The organism is Natrinema pallidum (assembly GCF_005890195.1).
Taxonomy (GTDB): Archaea; Halobacteriota; Halobacteria; order Halobacteriales; family Natrialbaceae; genus Natrinema; species Natrinema pallidum.
The window spans coordinates 1,602,338-1,620,350 of record NZ_CP040637.1; the positions used below are offsets into that span (position 1 = coordinate 1,602,338).

At 65.0% G+C, this 18,013-nt stretch carries 19 protein-coding genes; 11 read left to right on the forward strand and 8 right to left on the reverse strand.

From position 1 onward, the window contains the following. Nucleotides 1–176 precede the first annotated feature (176 nt). The gene (locus FGF80_RS07955; protein WP_006185962.1) at nt 177–722 is read right to left on the reverse strand and encodes a DUF1102 domain-containing protein; all 546 of its coding nucleotides are present in this window, start codon (nt 720–722) and stop codon (nt 177–179) included. A gap of 14 nt (nt 723–736) precedes the next feature. Then, on the reverse strand, nt 737–1,264 hold the full coding sequence (locus FGF80_RS07960) for a hypothetical protein (RefSeq protein ID WP_006185963.1): 528 nt from the start codon (nt 1,262–1,264) through the stop codon (nt 737–739). 519 nt (nt 1,265–1,783) lie between these two features. Between FGF80_RS07960 and FGF80_RS07965 the strand changes: the two genes are divergently transcribed. Both FGF80_RS07965 and FGF80_RS07970 read left to right on the forward strand, forming a co-directional pair. Continuing rightward, nucleotides 1,784–2,452, forward strand: coding sequence for a DUF7344 domain-containing protein (locus FGF80_RS07965; RefSeq protein WP_006185964.1), 669 nt, complete (start codon nt 1,784–1,786; stop codon nt 2,450–2,452). An 88-nt stretch (nt 2,453–2,540) separates the two neighbouring features. After that, entirely contained in the window at nt 2,541–3,116 is a 576-nt protein-coding gene (locus tag FGF80_RS07970; RefSeq protein WP_138653229.1) for a hypothetical protein, read from the forward strand. 115 nt (nt 3,117–3,231) lie between these two features. On the opposite strand, the gene FGF80_RS07975 is transcribed toward FGF80_RS07970, so the two are convergent. Both FGF80_RS07975 and FGF80_RS07980 read right to left on the reverse strand, forming a co-directional pair. Next, nucleotides 3,232–4,155: a TIGR03571 family LLM class oxidoreductase gene (locus FGF80_RS07975; RefSeq protein ID WP_006185966.1), complete on the reverse strand. Its 924-nt coding sequence runs from the start codon at nt 4,153–4,155 to the stop codon at nt 3,232–3,234. A gap of 171 nt (nt 4,156–4,326) precedes the next feature. After that, entirely contained in the window at nt 4,327–6,300 is a 1,974-nt protein-coding gene (locus FGF80_RS07980) for an aconitate hydratase (RefSeq protein ID WP_006185967.1), read from the reverse strand. 285 nt (nt 6,301–6,585) lie between these two features. Here FGF80_RS07980 and FGF80_RS07985 point away from each other — a divergent pair, with 285 nt between their 5' ends. From FGF80_RS07985 to FGF80_RS08015, 7 genes are all read left to right on the forward strand, one after another. Next, nucleotides 6,586–7,068 (forward strand): deoxyuridine 5'-triphosphate nucleotidohydrolase, encoded by a 483-nt coding sequence (locus tag FGF80_RS07985; RefSeq protein ID WP_006185968.1) that lies wholly within the window; start codon nt 6,586–6,588, stop codon nt 7,066–7,068. A 79-nt stretch (nt 7,069–7,147) separates the two neighbouring features. Beyond that, nucleotides 7,148–7,702: a metal-dependent hydrolase gene (locus tag FGF80_RS07990; protein ID WP_138653231.1), complete on the forward strand. Its 555-nt coding sequence runs from the start codon at nt 7,148–7,150 to the stop codon at nt 7,700–7,702. Between the two features lie 124 nt (nt 7,703–7,826). After that, complete coding sequence (locus FGF80_RS07995; protein WP_138653233.1) at nt 7,827–8,291, forward strand: copper resistance protein CopD; 465 nt, start codon at nt 7,827–7,829, stop codon at nt 8,289–8,291. A gap of 95 nt (nt 8,292–8,386) precedes the next feature. Next, a complete protein-coding gene (locus FGF80_RS08000; RefSeq protein WP_138653235.1) occupies nt 8,387–8,824 on the forward strand; it encodes a hypothetical protein in 438 nt (145 codons plus the stop codon). Nucleotides 8,825–8,926: 102 nt separating this feature from the next. Then, nucleotides 8,927–9,826, forward strand: a complete 900-nt coding sequence (gene gnd, locus FGF80_RS08005) for a phosphogluconate dehydrogenase (NAD(+)-dependent, decarboxylating) (protein WP_006185972.1) — start codon at nt 8,927–8,929, stop codon at nt 9,824–9,826. A 168-nt stretch (nt 9,827–9,994) separates the two neighbouring features. Beyond that, nucleotides 9,995–10,300, forward strand: a complete 306-nt coding sequence (locus FGF80_RS08010) for a HalOD1 output domain-containing protein (protein ID WP_006185973.1) — start codon at nt 9,995–9,997, stop codon at nt 10,298–10,300. A 591-nt stretch (nt 10,301–10,891) separates the two neighbouring features. Continuing rightward, a complete protein-coding gene (locus tag FGF80_RS08015; protein WP_006185974.1) occupies nt 10,892–12,118 on the forward strand; it encodes an orc1/cdc6 family replication initiation protein in 1,227 nt (408 codons plus the stop codon). Nucleotides 12,119–12,721: 603 nt separating this feature from the next. Here the strand turns inward: FGF80_RS08015 and FGF80_RS08020 are convergent. Continuing rightward, nucleotides 12,722–13,087 carry a 4a-hydroxytetrahydrobiopterin dehydratase gene (locus FGF80_RS08020; RefSeq protein ID WP_006185975.1) on the reverse strand — a complete coding sequence of 122 codons (366 nt, stop codon included), beginning with the start codon at nt 13,085–13,087 and terminating at the stop codon, nt 12,722–12,724. A 113-nt stretch (nt 13,088–13,200) separates the two neighbouring features. Here FGF80_RS08020 and FGF80_RS08025 point away from each other — a divergent pair, with 113 nt between their 5' ends. Beyond that, on the forward strand, nt 13,201–14,652 hold the full coding sequence (locus tag FGF80_RS08025) for an HNH endonuclease (protein WP_049908112.1): 1,452 nt from the start codon (nt 13,201–13,203) through the stop codon (nt 14,650–14,652). A 74-nt stretch (nt 14,653–14,726) separates the two neighbouring features. Here FGF80_RS08025 and FGF80_RS08030 read toward each other — a convergent pair whose 3' ends face one another. After that, nucleotides 14,727–15,170, reverse strand: coding sequence for a hypothetical protein (locus FGF80_RS08030; protein WP_006185977.1), 444 nt, complete (start codon nt 15,168–15,170; stop codon nt 14,727–14,729). 261 nt (nt 15,171–15,431) lie between these two features. Between FGF80_RS08030 and FGF80_RS08035 the strand changes: the two genes are divergently transcribed. Continuing rightward, nucleotides 15,432–15,689: a hypothetical protein gene (locus tag FGF80_RS08035; RefSeq protein ID WP_006185978.1), complete on the forward strand. Its 258-nt coding sequence runs from the start codon at nt 15,432–15,434 to the stop codon at nt 15,687–15,689. Between the two features lie 274 nt (nt 15,690–15,963). On the opposite strand, the gene FGF80_RS08040 is transcribed toward FGF80_RS08035, so the two are convergent. Continuing rightward, complete coding sequence (locus FGF80_RS08040; protein WP_138653237.1) at nt 15,964–16,476, reverse strand: SHOCT domain-containing protein; 513 nt, start codon at nt 16,474–16,476, stop codon at nt 15,964–15,966. A gap of 257 nt (nt 16,477–16,733) precedes the next feature. After that, nucleotides 16,734–17,993, reverse strand: coding sequence for a hypothetical protein (locus FGF80_RS08045; protein WP_138653239.1), 1,260 nt, complete (start codon nt 17,991–17,993; stop codon nt 16,734–16,736). Between the last annotated feature and the right edge of the window lie 20 nt (nt 17,994–18,013).

An 18,013-nucleotide genomic window follows, 5' to 3' on the forward strand; every position in this document is an offset into this window, starting at 1 on the left:
TAGAAACGTGTCCCTCACAGTTCGAGGCCACCGCCGATCGGGTCCGAACTCGGCCTGTCGCCCCTTCCACCGATGACTCGAGGTGGGGAGACCCGTGGTCGCATCCGTGGGAGTGGACCAATCGTCGAAGCTGGGCCCCATTTTTTATCGAGTCAGAAAGAAATGTGGACGGCCTGTTAGGTTGCCCTGGCCCTCACTGTCGCGTCCGCATCGAAGTTCTCAACGGCCGACTCTCCGGTCTCGATTCTGAGGCCGATCACTTGCGCGGTGCCCGTCTCGAGGGTGATGGGATCGTCGTGAAGTGGGCTATCGACGTCGGTCCCGGGGTAGAACTGGACGGTCAGTCCACTCGCAGTCGGGTCGAAGTCGCCGTCCGCCAACTCACCGATCGACACCTCGATCTCCTGGGTGCCCTGGTTCTCGATCCGGAACAGTTCGTCGAACTCGTAGACCGAATTCGGCCCGACGCCGTCGCCGTTGTCCGCCGTTCCAGTCGCATCGTTGATGTCGATCGAAAGTTCGTTGTTGGCGCCGCTGTCCTGGTTAACAAACGTCGCATTCGCCGCCTGCGTCGGGCTGAGTGCGAGGTACGCCTGATCCTCGTCGGCGACGGTGACCCCGACCGATCGATCGGCTTCGGCGCTCGTGAACGCACCCGTCCCGAGCGCGACGCCGCTGGTAGCGACCGCGCCGAGTCCGGCCAACAGCCGTCTCCGATTCATACTCGGCGACCTCGTCAGGCCTCCGCTCCGATCGTCAGCGTCCCCGAGAGGTTCGACGTCCCGGAGTTGATGGCGAAGTCCACGTTGACCGACTTGCCGACCCCGAGTTCGTAGGTGTCGTCACCATCGCCGTCGTCCTCCGCGAGCGCGACGGTGAGACCGTCCGAGCCCGGTGCCGAGATACTCCCCGGTAACTGCGTACTCAGGTCACCCGACCCGCTCAGACTGACCTCGACGGGTTGAGTCCCCTGATTCGTGATCGTAAACACGTCCTCGGCGACGGTGTCCGCGTTCGGGTTCACGCCGTTGCCGCCGTTGCCGGAGTCGGTGAAGTCGACGGCGTACTCGTCGCCGGTCGTGTCGAAGTACATATCGTTCGCCTCCCCCGAGTTGTCCAGTCCGAGGTACGCGTTGGCGTCCTCGGTGACCTGCACGTCGACCTGTCGGTCGGCCTCGACGCTCGAGAATGCGCCGGTACCGATAACCGCGGCTGTTCCCGATGCCAGTGCTCCCATTCCGATGACGAATTTGCGTCGTTGCATTGGTGAATGCTCCGTTGTCGTGTGTCGCTCGCGTGTGACCGCTCGTCGCCTCCGCTGCGACTCGTCGCGTCTGATCCCCGCCGCGGGGATCACGGATCAGGGATGGCTGACAAGGGATATTGTAATACGTTCGTGTCCGACCTCTCAACTCCTCCTTCGGCGTATTCAACCGTTCCCCGACCGGCTCGGAACGAGCGGCTATGCTCGATTGACCCGCCCGAAGCGGGATTCAACATCGGATGCCCTACGGCCCGGTGTCCGTCGGTTCGGAGGTAACGGGTCACTGACCGACCGATCAGTGCGGTATCGGGATCGTTGACTCCCGTTTCCGGTCGTCCCTGCAGCGTCGGGAGACGGTCCATCGACGGTTGACACGTCGGTCTGCCAGGATTTCGTCTCACGATACCGGTCGCCACAGGAGAAAGGAGTCGATGAACACGGGATTTTCAAACCGGCCACGGGCAATTACTTATTTATGTCCTAACATTTTTATCGGGGAATGTAGTACACCGATCCGAAATGGGGGCAACTCAGATCGAACCGTCCGGGGACGCTGACGCATCGAAACCGGACCCGGACCCCGAATCGGACGAAATGGGGACGAACGCCTCGGCGGCGGCCGACTCGCTCACCGAGGACGAACTCTTTACGATCCTCTCGAACCGACGACGGCGGTACATCCTCCACGAGTTGATGCGGGCGGACGAACGGCTCGACATCGGTACCCTCTCGCAGGAGATCGCCGCCTGTGAGGACGATATCGAACTCACGGCGGTCTCGAGCAGCGACCGCAAACGGGTGTACACGGCGCTTCGCCAGTCGCATCTCCCGAAGATGGACGAGGCCGGCGTCGTCGATTTCGACCGCGACCGGGGAACGGTCGAACCGACCCCAGCCCTCGAGGACGTCGAAATTTACATGGACATCGTCCGTGGGCGCGAGATACCCTGGAGCGACTACTATCTCGGATTGGTGGTGCTTTCCGGCCTCGTATTTGCGGTCGTGTCGTTCGGACCCGGCCCGTTCGCGTCGCTCTCGCCGTCGGCGTGGGGGCTGTTCGTCGTCGTCTCCTTCGGCGTCTCCGCGGTCGCCCACCGCTACTACGCGCGCCGAACCCGACTCGGAATCGGCGACGACCCGTCGGCCGTGGCCCTCGAGTACCGGGACGAAACGGACCTGGACGGCTGATGGCGCGTCGACCGGTCGGCGCGGCCTCGAGACCGCACGTGCCATCGGCAGCGCCCCCGCCAGCGAACCCACTGGATACGAACGGCCCATGAAACGAACTCGGCGTGCCGCGCTGGCCCTGATCGCCGGTTCGAGTAGCGTCCTCGCCGTCGAGACGTTCGGGTTCTCGAGCGCGGACGCCGATCGCGACGTTCGCGTCGCCCCCGTCGGCGACGCACACGCCTACCTCGGATTGACCGAGGACGGGGTCGAGGACGACGGCGTGCTGTTCGGCGGGGGCCCACGCCACCCGCCCGTCCGGTTCGATCTCAGCAATCAGTGTCCGGCGTCTCTCACGGTCGCACTGACCGTCGACCCGTTCCGCCTTCAGTCGGTCGACGGGGAATCGATCGACGGCACCCGGTTCGTCATCGACGGCGGGACCGGGGGATTGGGACCGGGCGAGCGGGTCGACGCCGTGACGATCGGGGTCCCGCCGGACTCGGTCGACGGCGGGGGGACGATCACCGGACTGGTCGCGATCGATGCGCGGGGGGACGACATCCACATCGAAGCCGAGCGCGAGCTTACGATCGCGGTCCCCGATACGCGGTCGGGACAGCAACGCTCGGTCACGACCGGGCAGTCGGGGGCAGTGCCGGCTTCGAACGCGAGCGAGTCCTGACGAACGCGGTCCGTCGGCGAGCTTCGGCGGCGAAAACCGGGCCTAACGGAGCGGCCGTGAAACGCATCGGGGGGTGGGTTCCGGGCCTCGCTCGAAGTACTGCCACCGAACGCGACTACAGTTCACCGATGATCTCGTCGGCGAACGTCGACAGCGCCGCCTCCCGGTCGTCGTTTTGGAGGCCGATAATCGCGTGGTCGAGCCCGGCGTCCGCGAGTCGGGCGAAGTACGCCCGGAACCACTCGACGCCGGCGTGAAAGCCGAGGTGGAGCGGCTCCGGCTCGGCCGTCGGATCGTCGGCCAACTCGACCCGGACGGCGATAGCGAACGGCTTCTCGCCGGCGACCTCGCGCCAGTCCACGAGGTAGTCCTCGAGTGTCCGTTCGGGCAGGTGATAGAACAGCCAGCCGTCGCCGTGCTCGGCGATCCACTCCCGGGACTGCCGGGCGTGGCCGGTCGGGAGCAGCGGCAACGTCTCCGTCGTCGGCTTCGGAACCACGTCGAGATCGCCCTCGAGCCGTCCCCATCGCCCCTCGAGTTCGGGAAAGTCCTCGCGCCAGACGGCGCGAATCGTCTCGACGGACTCACGGAACAGGTGGCCACGCTCCTCGCGATCGACGTCGAAGGCGGGGTACTCGGGGTCGCGGTCGCCGGAGGCGACGCCGAGGACGAGCCGACCGTCCGAGAGGCGGTCGACCGTCGCCGCGGACTTCGCGACGTGGAGGGGATGGCGGAGCGTGAGCACGACGCTCGAGGTCCCCAGCGCGATGTCGTCGGTGTGGGCGGCGACGTGCGAGAGCCACGACCACGTCTCGAACGTCTGGCCGGCATCACCGAACGCCGGCCAGTAGGTCGGGACATCGCGAGCCCAGAGCCCGTCGAACCCGACCGACTCGGCGTGCTTCGCGAGGTGCAGTTCGTCGTCGATGGTCGGCGACGAACGGGTCGCTCCCGTGAGCGGAAAGCCGGCACCGAAGGTCAGCCCGTCGCGATCGAACAGGCGTCGATAGCCAGCGTTTTCGTGTCCACCGGCAGGCATTCGCCTGTGCTATCGGCCGGAACGGTATGACGATGGCGTTGCCCGGCCGCCGTTGCCGGTACCGCGGCGCTCGAGATCGTGCGGACGGGAGCGCCGTCGCGCGGGCTCTCGAGGAGCGTCGTCACTCCGCGGCGATGAGAAAAAGGGAGAATCGAGAGCGTCGCCGGGTCCTCAGTCGTCGGCGGGCGTCGCGCCGCTGCCGCCTTCGGCCTGGTCTTTCGTCCAGGACAGCTTGCCGCCGGCAGCGAGGATTGCGCGCTCGCGCTCGGAGGCGTCGAGCGTCGCCGTGTACTCGTCCTCGCCGTTGATGCGGACGGTGAACTCCTCCTGGCCGCTGGTGACGGCGTCGTAGACGTCGTCGACGATCTCCACGTCGTCGCCCTGATCGATGTTCTCGTAGGTGTCCTCGTCGATCGTCAGCGGGACGATCCCGAAGTTGAAGAGGTTCGCACGGTGGATGCGTGCGAAGCTCTGTGCGAGGACGCCCTCGATACCGAGGTACATCGGACACAGCGCGGCGTGTTCTCGCGAGGAGCCCTGGCCGTAGTTCTCGCCGGCGACGAGGAAGCCGCCGTCGGCCTCGAGTGCGCGGTCGGCGAAGGTCTCGTCGACCCGGGAGAGGGTGAACTCGGAGAGCTTGGGGACGTTCGACCGGTACATCAGGATGTCCTGGGTCGCGGGGATGATGTGGTCGGTCGTGATGTTGTCCTCCATCTTCAGGAGCGCTTCACCCTGAATGTCCGTACCGAGCTGGTCTTTCAGCGGCACGTCGCCGATGTTCGGGCCCTTGATGAGTTCGTCGTCGACGGCCTCGTCGGGACTGATGAGGTCCGTCTTGGAGCCGTCGTACTCGTCGGGGAGTTCGACGCCGGGTGCCTCGAGATCGTCGAGGTCGTCGGCGAGGTCTCGCGGATCGACGATTTCGCCCTTGAGCGCGGCCGCGGCCGCGACCTCCGGCGAACAGAGGTAGACGTTGTCGTCTTCGATCCCCGAGCGGCCCTCGAAGTTGCGGTTGAAGGTCCGCAGCGAGACCGAATCCGAAGAGGGGACGTGGCCGATGCCGATACAGGCACCGCACGTCGCCTCGGAGAAGTTGACGCCGGCGGCCATCATCTCCGAAACCCAGCCCTCGCGGGCGAGCATCTCGGAGGCCTGCTTGGAGCCGGGCGCGACGATCGTGTCGGTCTCCATCGAGGTCTCGCGACCCTCGAGCATCTTGGCGACGGGGAGGATGTCCTCGTAGCCGCCGTTCGTACAGGAGCCGACGATGACCTGCTCGACGTCCTCGCCAGCGGCCTCGCTGACGGGCACGACTTTATCCGGCATCGAGGGCTGTGCGATCAGCGGCTCGAGGTCGGAGAGGTCGACGACGATCTCGTCGTCGTACTCGGCGTCGTCGTCGGGCTGGAGTTCGACGTACTCGTCGCCGCGGCCGACGCGCTGGAGGTAATCCTCGGTCTGCTCGTCGGTCGGGAAGATCGACGTGGTCGCACCGAGTTCGGTGCCCATGTTGGTGATGGTCATCCGCTCGGGTGCGGTCAGGGTCTCGACGCCCGGACCGGTGTACTCGAGGATCTTGCCGACGCCGCCCTTGACCGAGAGGCGACGGAGGAGCTCGAGGATGACGTCCTTCGCGGTGGCCCACTCGGGGAGCTCGCCCTCGAGACGGACGTTGACGACTTCGGGCATCTCGATGTAGTACGGTGCGCCGCCCATGGCGACGGTAACGTCGATCCCGCCGGCACCGATGGCGAGTTCGCCGAGGCCGCCGGGCGTGGGCGTGTGGCTGTCCGAACCCAGCAGCGTCTTGCCGGGGGCCGCGAAGTTCTCGCGGTGGACGTTGTGACAGATACCGTTACCGGGTCGGGAGAAGTGAGCGCCGTATTTGCCGGCCGCAGAACGCAGGAAGCGGTGGTCGTCGGTATTCTTAAAGTCGAACTGATAGGTCTGGTGGTCGCAGTACTGCGCCGCGATCTCGGTCTGGACCTCGTCCAGCCCCATCGCTTCGAACTGGAGCCAAACCATGGTCCCGGTCGTGTCCTGGGTAAGTACCTGGTCGATCTCGATCCCGATCTCCTCGCCGGTCTCGAGTTCGCCCTCGACGAGGTGGTCGTCGAGAATCTTCTCGGTGAGAGTCTGTCCCATAGCACTCTGAACTCGGCCGTCCGTCCTGATAAATCCAGCGTGTTTCTGTGAGCAACGACCGGCGTGTGGGAGGTTGAAACGGGGGGTTTCGAGTAAGTATTGCCGGCCGAGCGAACGGGCGTCGAGAAGGTTCTAATAGCCCGCCATATGACCCCAAAAAACGGCCGCGCGCTCGGCTCGAACAGTCGTGCCCATATCTGTCGTGGTGGGTGGTACCGAACCGGTGGGTCGATGCGAACGGATACGTTTTTCTCGTCGCCGCGGCGTTGGGTTGACAGACAACGTATGTTCCGTTCCGGTGCCTTCGTCGCCGACCACGTCTCGCCGACGACCGACGCGCAGATCCAGCCCAACGGGGTGGATCTGACCGCCGACGTCGTCTTCGAGCAGTTGGAGCCGGGCCGTCTCGGCCGGGACGGCAAACAGATCGGCGACCGCGTCGCTCGCCCGCTCGAGGAACTCGAGGAGGCCGACCCCGACACCTACTACCTGCCGACAGGGGCCTACATCGTCCGCTACGGCGAACGGATCGCGATCCCCGAGGGGCATATCGGCTTCGTCTACCCGCGCTCGTCGCTCATGCGCAACTCCTGTATGCTCAATACGGCGGTGTGGGACGCGGGCTACGAGGGGCGCGGTGAGGGACTGTTACAGGTCCACCACGATATCGAACTCGAGCGCGGTGCCCGAATCGCCCAACTGGTCTTCGCCGAGGCCGACCACGAGGGCGTCTACGACGGGAGCTACCAGGGCGAAAACGTCGAGTGAAATCGCGCCTGCGCGTTCGAATCCCTGCCGGTTCGCGTACCGTTTTGCCGTTCGCTCGCGTTCCCTCGAGTGACACACGATGATGGCGACCACTCACGTGTTCGCGGGACTCGCGGTCGTCGCGCCGATCGCGTACGTCGTCCCCGAGTTCGCAGTCGCGCTCGCGGTGGGTGCGATCCTCGGCGGCCTCGCTCCCGATCTCGATCTCGTTTTCGTCCACCGGCGGACCTTCCACTTTCCCGTCGCAGGACTCGGGGTCGCCGTCCCGGCGGTCGGCGTCGCGGTCGTCGCTCCCTCGGCGCTCACGCTCGCAGTGGCCGCCTTCATCGTCGCGGCTTGGCTCCACGCCGCGAGCGATTCGATCGGCGGCGGCCCCGAACTCGACCCGTGGAACGAACGCACTGAGCGGGCGGTCTACGATCACGTCCGCGGACGATGGCTCCGCCCCCGACGGTGGATTCGCTACGACGGCGCACCCGAGGACGCCGTCCTCGGACTCGCGCTCGCGGGGCCGGCGCTGCTCGTCTTCGACGGCCGACTCCCCGCCGTGATCGTCGCCGGGATCGGCGTCTCGCTGCTCTACGCGGGCTGTCGGCGTCGGCTGGTCGCGTGGACACCCGACTGGCTCGAGTGAGTGACGTAGGGTGCGCGCTCCGACGGCCGGCGACCGCATCCCGCGCTCGGACGTGACAGCGTTTCCAACTGTCCCTCGGCCGGAAGTCGGAACGCTGATACGCCCGCTGACCAACCGGCCCCGTATGGTCGACGTGCTCGCCGCCAGAACGGCGCACCTGGTCTTTGCCGCCCTCTGGGCTGGCAGTGTCTGTTTCGTCGCCGCCGTCATCGTTCCGCTCGCACGCGACGGCGCGTTCAACAGGACTCAGCCGCTCGAGGTCATCTCGGGGAAACTGACGAGTATTTCGCGGGTGAGTTCGCTTGTTCTCCTTCTCACCGGGGGCCATCTGGCGGGGAACGGCTACAATATCGAGGGACTCGTCGGCACGACCAACGGCCGACTGGTGCTCACGATGGTCGCGCTCTGGCTGCTCCTGACGGCGCTCGTCGAGATCGGCGTGAAACGGTTCGAAACCGGCCTCACCGGAAAGAAAATCCGTGAACCGGCCCGGGACGCGCTCCCGGTGTTCCGCGCGGCGGCCGTCGCCGCGATCGCCTTGCTGATCGTCGCGGGCCTGCTCTCGGCCAACGTCGCTCGCCTGCTCTGATCGCCGCTCCCGGCGTTTTCTTCCCATCATCCGATACGTCAACGCAGGACATTCTTGCGAAAGATACTTAGCCGGTTGCTGTAACGTACTCGCTAATGATCAGGGGTAAAGACATCGCCCTGTCGGTCCTCGCGGTGGGGACGGCTGCCGTGGCCGGCTACGTCCTGCACTCGGAGCGGTCGGCGAGCCACACATCGCGATCGAAGGCGGACCTCGGTGCGCGAGTCGTCGGGCCCGACGACATCCCGGACGACGCGACGATCGTCGACGCGTCCGCACAACGACTCGGCGAGATTCCCGGCGCGCGGCGGGCGCTCGACCGGGCGATCCGCAACGGTGCACGCGAGGAATGGGAACACATCACCCTCGAGCGCGACGGTGCCTGGTCCGTCGTCGATCGAGTCCGCCAGACGCTGCCCTACTACGACGCCGACGGCGACGGCGAGTACAACGGCGTCTACGTCCGGTACAACGATCGAATCCTCGTTCTCGATGCGATCGGCTGGGCTCGACTCGAGGAACCGATCGCGTAGGCGTTTCGCCGACGGCTGGGCTCGATCCGTTTCACGACGGTCGCGGCCGTCGACCGCCACGGAACCGCAATCACTACCACACCGGGCGGCCGACGCCTATCCATGCAACTGGGCCTGATCGGACTCGGACGGATGGGACGGATCGTCGTCGACCGCACGCTCGCAGCCGGCCACGACGTGGTCGCTTTCGATCTGGACGACGCGGCCGTCGAACGGGCTGCCGACGCCGGTGCCGAGCCCGCCGACTCGATCGACGACTTCGTCGATCGGCTGGGCGCGACCAAGCGCATCTGGCTGATGGTCCCCGCCGGGGACGCGATCGACGTCACGCTCGAGGAACTCGAGCCCCACCTCGACGGCGACGATATCGTCGTCGACGGTGGCAACTCCTACTTCGAGGACTCCGTCCGCCGCGCCGAATCCTGTCCCGCGGCGTATCTCGATTGCGGCACGTCCGGCGGTCCTGCGGGGGCCGAACTGGGGTTCTCACTGATGGTCGGCGGCCCACAGTGGGCCTACGACGAACTCGAGCCGGTCTTCGACGCGGTCGCGACCGGACCCGACGGGCACGAGCGAATGGGAGCCGCCGGCTCGGGCCACTACGTCAAGATGATTCACAACGGCGTCGAGTACGCCCTGATGCAGACCTACGGCGAGGGGTTCGAGTTGCTTCACGAGGGTCGGTACGACCTCGACCTCGAGGCCGTGGCCTCGGTCTGGAACAACGGTGCGGTGATCCGCTCGTGGCTGCTCGAACTCTGTGAAGAGGCCTTCCGCGAGGAAGGAACCGACCTCGGCACCGTGGCCGACCGCATCGAGGGCGGGTCGACCGGCACGTGGACCGTCCAGGAGGCCCTCGAGCAGGAGGTCCCCCTGCCGCTGATTTACACGGCGCTGTCCGAACGGTTCGGCTCGCGGGCCGACGACGGCCGGTTCTCGCGACGGCTGGCGAACCGGCTCCGCTACGGCTTCGGCCGCCACGAGGTCCCGCGCCGCGAGTAGGGACCGCTACGAGCGCGTCTCGGAACACGGATATACGACCTCGGACTACTGGATTACAGTCGTCCTCGCCCGGCCGATGTTCCGGCGTATCGGATCATTCTTTTCTCCATGTATGAATGGTTGAAACATTGGGACATCTTCTTTACTCTTGGTCCCCGACCAGGAGTTATGAATTCGCTCGAACCCGCAGCAGACCTCGACACAACCGACGATCGACTGAGTATGGCCGTCATCGATCTCGTCGCCCGGACCAGCGACACCGATCCGGTCGAGTTGGAACCGCTGTACGACGCGATCGATCCCGATCTCCTCGATTCGCTTCCGGCCGAGGCCGGCTTTACCAGTCTCGAGTTCGCATATCACGGCTATACCGTAACGGTCTCTGCCACGGGCGAGAGCGTCGGGATAACACTCGAGGACGCGGAGGGTTCGGCCGACGAGTCGACGGGGAATCGCATCGATCCGTCTCCGTAAGCCGCCTGAGACCCCAGCGGATGGCGGGCGGACCTGGTCGTCTCCGACGACCCGTGGTTTCGATTGTGGGGTCGTGTTTCGATCATGGAGTCGGGTTTCGATCGTGATTACGTGAGCACCGATGGGGCCGTCTGGTTCGTCGCGGCGCGTCGATCACTGGTCCCGATCGACCGATGCAGACGCTTCGAGCCGTGGCCGACGGGACGGAACGTAACAGACACACACCACTGTTACAAGTGAAGTGCCGTTGGGCAGGGTGGGACGAGGAGTTCCGCGATAACTGACCCGTTGTCGGTCGTCGTCCAATGCCTCGAACCGGTTTCGCACTCGAGAAGAGCCGTCTCACGTCATGTCGGCCCGTGTATTTGGAAACCGAACCGCAGATGCTGAAACCAACCGCAGTTCCGAGAACGTATTCGCAGTTCCGTCTCTCCGCAGTCCGTGGAACGTGTCACTGCTTTAGATGAAAGTGCGGACTGTTCTCTAGTCCTCCCCCCTACACTAGTCTTCACGTGAAACAGTGGTGTGTCTGAGTTCACTTGCATCATATGAAAAGGTGGTTTTAAATATTGTATCTCGCTTGGTACGGACATGCCTCGGTTCGAGCGGAAGCAGAACATCTTCCAGAACAAGGACGCCCTCGGGGAATCGTATCAGCCCGAGCGGATCGAAGAGCGGGACGAGGAGATCGAGGCGTACATGGACGCGCTCCAACCGATCATCGACGGCTGGGAGCCGAACAACATCTTTCTCTACGGGAATACGGGCGTCGGAAAGACCGCCGTCACCGAGTATCTCTTGGACGTCCTCCAGGAAGACGCGACCGAGTACGACGACGTCGACCTCTCGGTGTTGGGCGTCAACTGCAAGACGCTCAACTCGTCGTATCAGGTCGCGGTCGAACTCGTCAACACCCTTCGGCCCGCCGGTGCCGAGATCAGCACGACCGGCTACCCCCAACAGACCGTTTTCAAGAAGCTCTACGGCGAACTGGAAGCGCTCGGCGGAACGGTGGTTATCGTCCTCGACGAGATCGATTCGATCGGCGACCGCGACGAACTGCTGTACGAACTCCCGCGAGCCCGCTCGAACGGCTACCTCGAGTCGACGAAGGTCGGCCTCATCGGCATCAGCAACGACTTCAAGTTCCGCGAACAGCTCGATCCGCGCGTTCAGGACACGCTCTGCGAGCGCGAACTGCAGTTTCCCCCCTACGAAGCGTCCGAACTGACCAACATCCTCGAGTCTCGAGCCGAGGTCGCGATCACAGAGGGCGGCTGCGACGCCGGCGTCCTGAACCTCTGTGCCGCGCTCGCCGCTCGCGACAGCGGGAGCGCCCGCCAGGCACTGGACTTGCTCCGCCTGGCCGGCGAAGTGGCGGAGAACAACGACGACGCCGGAATTCGGGAGGAGCACGTCGAACGAGCGCGGTCGAAACTCGAGCAGGAGCGAGTCGAGGAGGGTATGCGGGAACTGACCACGCACGGTCGCCTCGCCCTGTTGGCGGTCGTCTCGAAGGCCGCCAAGGAGTCGACGCCCTGCCGAACGCGGGAACTCTATCAGGAGTACGAGGCGCTCTGTGAGTCGTCGGGAACCGACTCGTTGGCCCAGCGGTCGGTCCACAACCATCTCTCCGATCTCCGGATGCTCGGCATCCTCTCGGCGAAGGAAAACCGAAGCGGTTCCCGGGGGAACTACTACAGCTACGAACTCGACGTCCCCTTCTCGAGCGCCGTCGACGCGATGGCCGACGTGCTCTATCTCGACGCCGAGATCGAGACGATCCGCGACATCGCGCGGATGAACAGCGTCGCCTGAGTCGGGTTCCGTAGCGGTGGCTCCGGAGACCGACGGACGTGGGACCGTCCGCCCACACCACCGTTGCAAGTGAACGGCGACCGACACGACGCCGACCGCCGCTCCGTGCTGTCGATGTCCGGTTTCACTTGTATCGGTGGTGTGTCACGGTGACCCATTTCAGACGACTGCGTTCGATCGACACCCGATCGCGTCGTTGTCGACCTGTTTCACGCGAAACGGTGGTGTCTCGAGTGACCGCTTCGCAGGGATTAGGTCACCGCGCCGTGACGGCGCGTCCGTTCACGTGCAGGAGTGGTGTCCGTTGATCCCGACTCCGAGCGCCCCTCTCACCTGTCCCCGCTCGTTCAGATGTAACCGTGGTGTGTCCCCGTCTGAGTCGGCTCCGTCCGACCGTTTCCCCGTATGTACCGCTCTCATCCCCCTCCGGTTCGACTCTATCGCGTTCACATCACCGCTCCTGCACCCGGAATCCGCGAGCCAGTCGTCTCGGTTTTCAGTTGCAGCGGTGGTGTGTCGACGGTCGAAGCGACTCCGAGGTGTCCGACCTCGACCGACCGGCAGTCGGAGTGCGCGGATCGGAGCGGTGTCTCGGCGTCGGCGCTACGCGTCCTCGTCCGGTTCGTAGTCGTCGTAGATGCGGTCCATCCGGGCGGCCATCACGAAATCGGTCTTGCGGAGGCCGTCGATCTTGTGCGTCCACATTTCGATCGTCACCTCGCCCCACTCGAGTTCGATATCCGGATGATGCCACTCCGCCTCCGCCAACTCGCCCACCTCGTAGGTGAACTCGAGGGCGTCGCGGAAGTCCGCAAACGCGTAGGTACCCTCGAGATGGTGGTCGTCGATCACCGTCCAGACGTCGTCGCGGATCTCCGCACGGTAGTCGGCGTATTCGTCGGGCTCGAGGGGGTCGTCCTCGGTCGTGCAGGCCTCACACTCCTGATCGGCGAGCGCTGGCTCGGACATGCGACGGGCTACCACGGGGACCGACGTGAAGATTCGCATGGGACTGCTCTCTCGAGGTGGGGCCGTCGTGCCGCCCGTTTTATATGACGACCGCGCAACGACAGCAGTATCGGATGCCATCGACGGAAGAAAACAAACGACACATCGCAGTTCGGTTTTTCGGTGGTGCGGGGAACTATACGAGCGTCCTCGAGCGCCTCTGTAAGTACGTCCTCGCCGATTCTCCGACCGAAGCGGCGGTTCTCGAGTGGCTCAAATCGAACACGCGAGCGACCAGTGACGACGGCATTCGGCGTCGCCTGACCTTTCTCGAGGGGATCGGACTTCTCGAACACGATGGCGATAGCGTTCGACTCACCCAGCAAGGGATGGCGTGGCTTTCGGAGACGGAGCCGGCAGTACTCTACGAGTTGCTCTCGAGCAACGTCCACGGATTCGACACGATACTCGAGGCGCTCCTCGACGGGCCGAAGACGGACGCCGAACTGGGCGACGCGATCGGGTCCGAGCATCCGACATTCGATTGGAACGATACGTCCGGACCCGCCCAACACAGGGGCTGGCTGCAGAGTCTGGGCTACGTCGAGCGCTCCGACGGTGCGAATTGGCTGACCGACAGCGGTCGAGAACTGGCGCGGCGTCGGTCCTCCGTGTATCCGAACCTCGAGCGGGGTGAACGCTATGCGCAGACCGACCTCGAGAACGCGTTCGACACGAGTTTCGGCTCGTACATCAAGGGAATTAGTCCGCGGACGGACGACGAGGGAGACCTGGCGTACATCATCGTCAAAGCCCGCGAGGACGGCCCCTACGGCGACGAACTCGATGGCGAGCGGTTCATCTACATTGGGGAAGGCGTCCCGGAGAAGGGGGACCAGCAGTTGACCGGTGCCAATGGAGCGCTCCTCGAGCAGGCCGACCGATCGACCGTCCCGGTGTACTTCTTCTACCAGCCGGCCGACAGCGATGACCTCCGGTACGAGGGACTGGTCGACGTCGTTGACGCCGAGTACGTCTCACGGGACGGGCGGATGATCTATCAGTTCACGATGGAACGACTCGGGCTCGAGCCAGCCGAATTCGAGGCGCTCTCGGAGTCGGTATCCGAGGGGCTCGCGGACGACGAGGACGACGAACTGCCGCTCACCGACGACGAGGAAGAGTTCACCGCGGTCCAGCGACGGGTTCGCTCGAGCGTGTTCCCGAAGGAAGTCACGGCCGCCTACGACGGCCAATGTGCGATCTGCGGCAAATCGCGTGAATCGCCGAGCGGGAGGATCGACATCGAGGCGGCCCATATCTATCCGAAGCAGGCGAACGGCCGGGACAACGTGCAAAACGGCCTCGCGCTCTGTCGGCTCCACCACTGGGCGTTCGACACCGGCTGGCTCGCGGTATCCGACGACTATCGGATTCTCGTCGCCGACCGCCCCGATCTCGAGGGGTACCGGGAGTTTGCGGCGCTCGAGGGGGACTCGCTAACGCTGCCAGCGGACGAGGACCGCCGTCCGCATGCGACGTTCCTCGCCGCACATCGGGAACGGCATGGGTTCGAATCGCCGTAACTGTCCAATGCAGAACAGCTGCACAGACGGACGGAGACGAATATTGACACGCGGACCCATCCGCGGTGGCGAAGTCATTCGTCGACACAGTCATCCCTACGCACCCCGCGCTGGCGCTCGAGTTCGCGCTCGTGGGCCTCCGCGGCGGGTCCGCGATAGGCCGTCGTAAACGAGCGCGACCGATCGGTCGGCGACGGATCGCGGTCGGGAGCGTCACCTGGTCGGTAGGGGATCATCGCCTCGGGACCGACCAGCAACAGCGCGACCTGGCAGGCCTCCGATCTGATCCCGCGGACGTGCCGCGCGGCTTTGCGACGCGCCTCGCGGTCGGTGTGCTCGAGGGCCGCGTCCTCGTCCTGGATGGCCGCGAGCAGCGTGCGCGTGAGGTAATCGATCGACGCGAGACAATCGCGGATGGATTCGGGTTGGTGCCCACCATCGGCGCGGACTCGAGCGTTCGTCGGCGATGCATCTACTCGGTCGGGGCCTTCAAGGCCCCGCGAAGTGTGGTCGGACATGGCTTCCGGAGCGCTGATACGGGAGCTACTGCGGATCGGTGCCGTGAACACCGGTCCGTTTCTCGAAGTATCCCACCTGACCGAGCGGGGGATTCCGTAGCTTCCGTCCGGATCGCATTTCGCGTCCGATTGACTTAGTACCTTTGCATATACGAATCCACCACTTCACAAATACGCATTTGAAGATACTGAAATACGCAGATACGAGTGGTTTCGGTCGCATGGGCGGGTTCTATTGGCAAGTAGCACACGGACTCCGGTATGCGAGAACGCGCCGACTGGATGGTTCCGACCGACGATGCGATTCTGGAGTACGTCCGGGATGCAGGCGAAGTCCCACCGGCAGTTATTGGACGCAATATCGATTCCCATCCGAACTATACCGGTCAGCGCTGCCGCAACCTTGCCGATAACGGGCTACTCGACCGCAAAAGTGACGGCTACTATTCGCTCACGGAGCTGGGTGCCCGCTATCTCGATGAAGACATCGATACAGGCGAGTTAGATACTGACCACTGATGTCTACTCGGAGATTGGTTACGCGACTCGAGCACGGCTACTACGAGACCGACGACCCCGGTGTGCAGTCTCTCGAGGGTGACCTCGACGGAGCCGACCTCGAAGCGGACGACGACTAATTGCTGCGTAGACCGCGGACACTGGGATGCGCGACCGCGTGAATCGACAGGACCGCTGACGACGCGATTCCGACTCGAGCACGGCGTTCGGGTCGCCGTTGTCCTGACTGCGCTACGGCACCGGTCGCCCGAAGCCGATCCGCGACAGCAGCCGCTTACCGGGGACGGTCCTCGATGTCGCTGATCGACTGCGACTCGGACTGTGATCGGCCATCCGACGACGGCTCGTCCATCAATTCGGCCACTTGCCGTTCGAATTCGGAGTCACTGATTTCGCCCGCAACGTACTGCTCTCTGAGCTGTTGTTTCCGATCGTCGGCCGTCGGTTCGACTTTCTCGGCGGCATCGAACTGTCGGAGCAGCGGGTACCGCTGTTCGAGCCGTGTGACGATCGAGACGAGTCGATCGTCACGCGGGAGCGACGCACTCCGGAGGACGGAGACGACGGTTGCGGCGAGAAATCCCACCGCGATCACGCCGAGGACGAAGACGATCAGAACCCACTCGGCGGCTGCGCCGAGCATCGTCAACACGATCAGCACCTCGTTGGCAGGGACACCGCCGGAAAGTGCCGCCAGCCCGTCCAGTATGCCGATCAATCCAGCCCCGGCTGCCAGAATCCCAGTGATGACGAATCCGGCGAAATACACCCAGTGGCGAGCGCCCATATCTCACTGCAAAGCGCGGAGCCGGATTAAATCCACAGGATCGCGGACACAGTTTAGTTCGAATCCGGTGCATCCGTCCTGTGCGTGCGTGTTCGACCGGACGGTCCGATGCGCCGCTCGCTCATCGTGCCGACGTACACGAGCGGCAGAGCCGCGGGTCCGTTGCTCGCCGCGTTCACGGTTCACGGCCGGCACGCGACGGGGCATCGTCACCTCCGCCCGAAATACCGACGCGCCGGGGGCCACGACGAACCACCTCAGACAGGGTTCCGAAGCGCCCAGACGTCCGCGCGGGGCTCGAGCCGGCTCGGTTCCGCCCCACGCTGCGTAAGGATGCCCGCGTGGTACAGCATCGCCTTCAGTTGGAACACCGTCGGCGAGTGGTAGACGGAACTGTCCTCGAGTGCCGCGGGTCGAAGCTCACCGTCTTCGGTAAGCACGCGGCTCCGGACGCCGTCGGTCCCGCGGATGAACAACTCGACGGTGAACGACGGATGCAATCCGTGGAGATAGTCCACGACAGCCACGAGCGACGGCTCCGCGAACCCGTCCTCGTGCATGCACTGGAGTTCGTGGACGAGCAACGCCGTCGCCTCGTAGTCGAACAGCACGCGGCGGGCCAACTGGCCCCACGCCGGCGCGAGATCGGCGAACCGCTTTCCGGAGCGGTACCAGTTCTCGAACTCCGCGAGGGCCGCCTCGACGGACCCGTAGCGCCCCATCGCGAATCGGACGACTTCCTCGCCGAGCGAGGTCAGTTCGACACCCGCGCTGCCCTCGACATCGACACCCTCCTCGATCAACCCGAGGAACGCGGCCCCCTGCCGGGCGCTATCGACGGCACTTACGACCTTGTACTCCGACAGCAGCGTCCCGGTGTCACCGGCCGCGTAGTGTGCCAGCGGATAGCCCAGATAGTTCTTCGGATGGTTCAGGCCGAACGACGCGTCCGCGACCCCCTGTGCGCTCGCCTGAAACCGCAGCGCCGTCGCCTCGGTCGTCGTCCGATTGCCGACGACGCGGGGCACCTCGAGCGGGTCCACGCTCCCGGCGGCATCGACGCCGAGCACGCCGACGTTCAACTCCCGCGCGAGCGTCCGATCGGTCTCGGAGATGGCGGCCGCCGGCGCGGCGAGATACGCCGCGTTCGCCTCGTGAAGTCGATCGTAGGCCTGGAGGATACCACGCTGCGTATCGACGCCGCCGCTGGTCTCCCCTTTCGCCTCGATGGCGATCAGCGGCGGCTCGTCGCCCAGCCGCTCGACGGCGAGGAGATCGGACTCGAGGTCACGGACCCCGACGAGGTCGGGATACCCGCTTCCGATCCGAACGTGGTTAAACGGTGCCAGACGGTCGCGGACGGCCGGGTCGACGGGCTGTCCGGGGAGCCACTCCGCCATGGCGAACTGGGTGTCGGCCACCGCGTAGGCGGTCGACTCGTCCTCGTCGGGAAAGAGCCGCCGCTTCGTGTGGGCCAGCACCTGCGGTTCCGACAGCGACCGGGCCGCGCTACTCATGGCTCAGCATTGGCCACCGG

Coding starts and splice junctions, on each gene's coding strand:
- FGF80_RS08035 (WP_006185978.1), top strand. CDS start 15,432: ATGCGAGAACGCGCCGACTGGATGGTTCCGACCGACGATGCGATTCTG.
- gnd (WP_006185972.1), top strand. CDS start 8,927: ATGCAACTGGGCCTGATCGGACTCGGACGGATGGGACGGATCGTCGTC.
- FGF80_RS07985 (WP_006185968.1), top strand. CDS start 6,586: ATGTTCCGTTCCGGTGCCTTCGTCGCCGACCACGTCTCGCCGACGACC.
- FGF80_RS08030 (WP_006185977.1), bottom strand. CDS start 15,170: ATGTCCGACCACACTTCGCGGGGCCTTGAAGGCCCCGACCGAGTAGAT.
- FGF80_RS08010 (WP_006185973.1), top strand. CDS start 9,995: ATGAATTCGCTCGAACCCGCAGCAGACCTCGACACAACCGACGATCGA.
- FGF80_RS07980 (WP_006185967.1), bottom strand. CDS start 6,300: ATGGGACAGACTCTCACCGAGAAGATTCTCGACGACCACCTCGTCGAG.
- FGF80_RS07955 (WP_006185962.1), bottom strand. CDS start 722: ATGAATCGGAGACGGCTGTTGGCCGGACTCGGCGCGGTCGCTACCAGC.
- FGF80_RS08015 (WP_006185974.1), top strand. CDS start 10,892: ATGCCTCGGTTCGAGCGGAAGCAGAACATCTTCCAGAACAAGGACGCC.
- FGF80_RS07995 (WP_138653233.1), top strand. CDS start 7,827: ATGGTCGACGTGCTCGCCGCCAGAACGGCGCACCTGGTCTTTGCCGCC.
- FGF80_RS08040 (WP_138653237.1), bottom strand. CDS start 16,476: ATGGGCGCTCGCCACTGGGTGTATTTCGCCGGATTCGTCATCACTGGG.
- FGF80_RS08025 (WP_049908112.1), top strand. CDS start 13,201: ATGCCATCGACGGAAGAAAACAAACGACACATCGCAGTTCGGTTTTTC.
- FGF80_RS08000 (WP_138653235.1), top strand. CDS start 8,387: ATGATCAGGGGTAAAGACATCGCCCTGTCGGTCCTCGCGGTGGGGACG.
- FGF80_RS08020 (WP_006185975.1), bottom strand. CDS start 13,087: ATGTCCGAGCCAGCGCTCGCCGATCAGGAGTGTGAGGCCTGCACGACC.
- FGF80_RS07975 (WP_006185966.1), bottom strand. CDS start 4,155: ATGCCTGCCGGTGGACACGAAAACGCTGGCTATCGACGCCTGTTCGAT.
- FGF80_RS07965 (WP_006185964.1), top strand. CDS start 1,784: ATGGGGGCAACTCAGATCGAACCGTCCGGGGACGCTGACGCATCGAAA.
- FGF80_RS07970 (WP_138653229.1), top strand. CDS start 2,541: ATGAAACGAACTCGGCGTGCCGCGCTGGCCCTGATCGCCGGTTCGAGT.
- FGF80_RS07960 (WP_006185963.1), bottom strand. CDS start 1,264: ATGCAACGACGCAAATTCGTCATCGGAATGGGAGCACTGGCATCGGGA.
- FGF80_RS08045 (WP_138653239.1), bottom strand. CDS start 17,993: ATGAGTAGCGCGGCCCGGTCGCTGTCGGAACCGCAGGTGCTGGCCCAC.
- FGF80_RS07990 (WP_138653231.1), top strand. CDS start 7,148: ATGATGGCGACCACTCACGTGTTCGCGGGACTCGCGGTCGTCGCGCCG.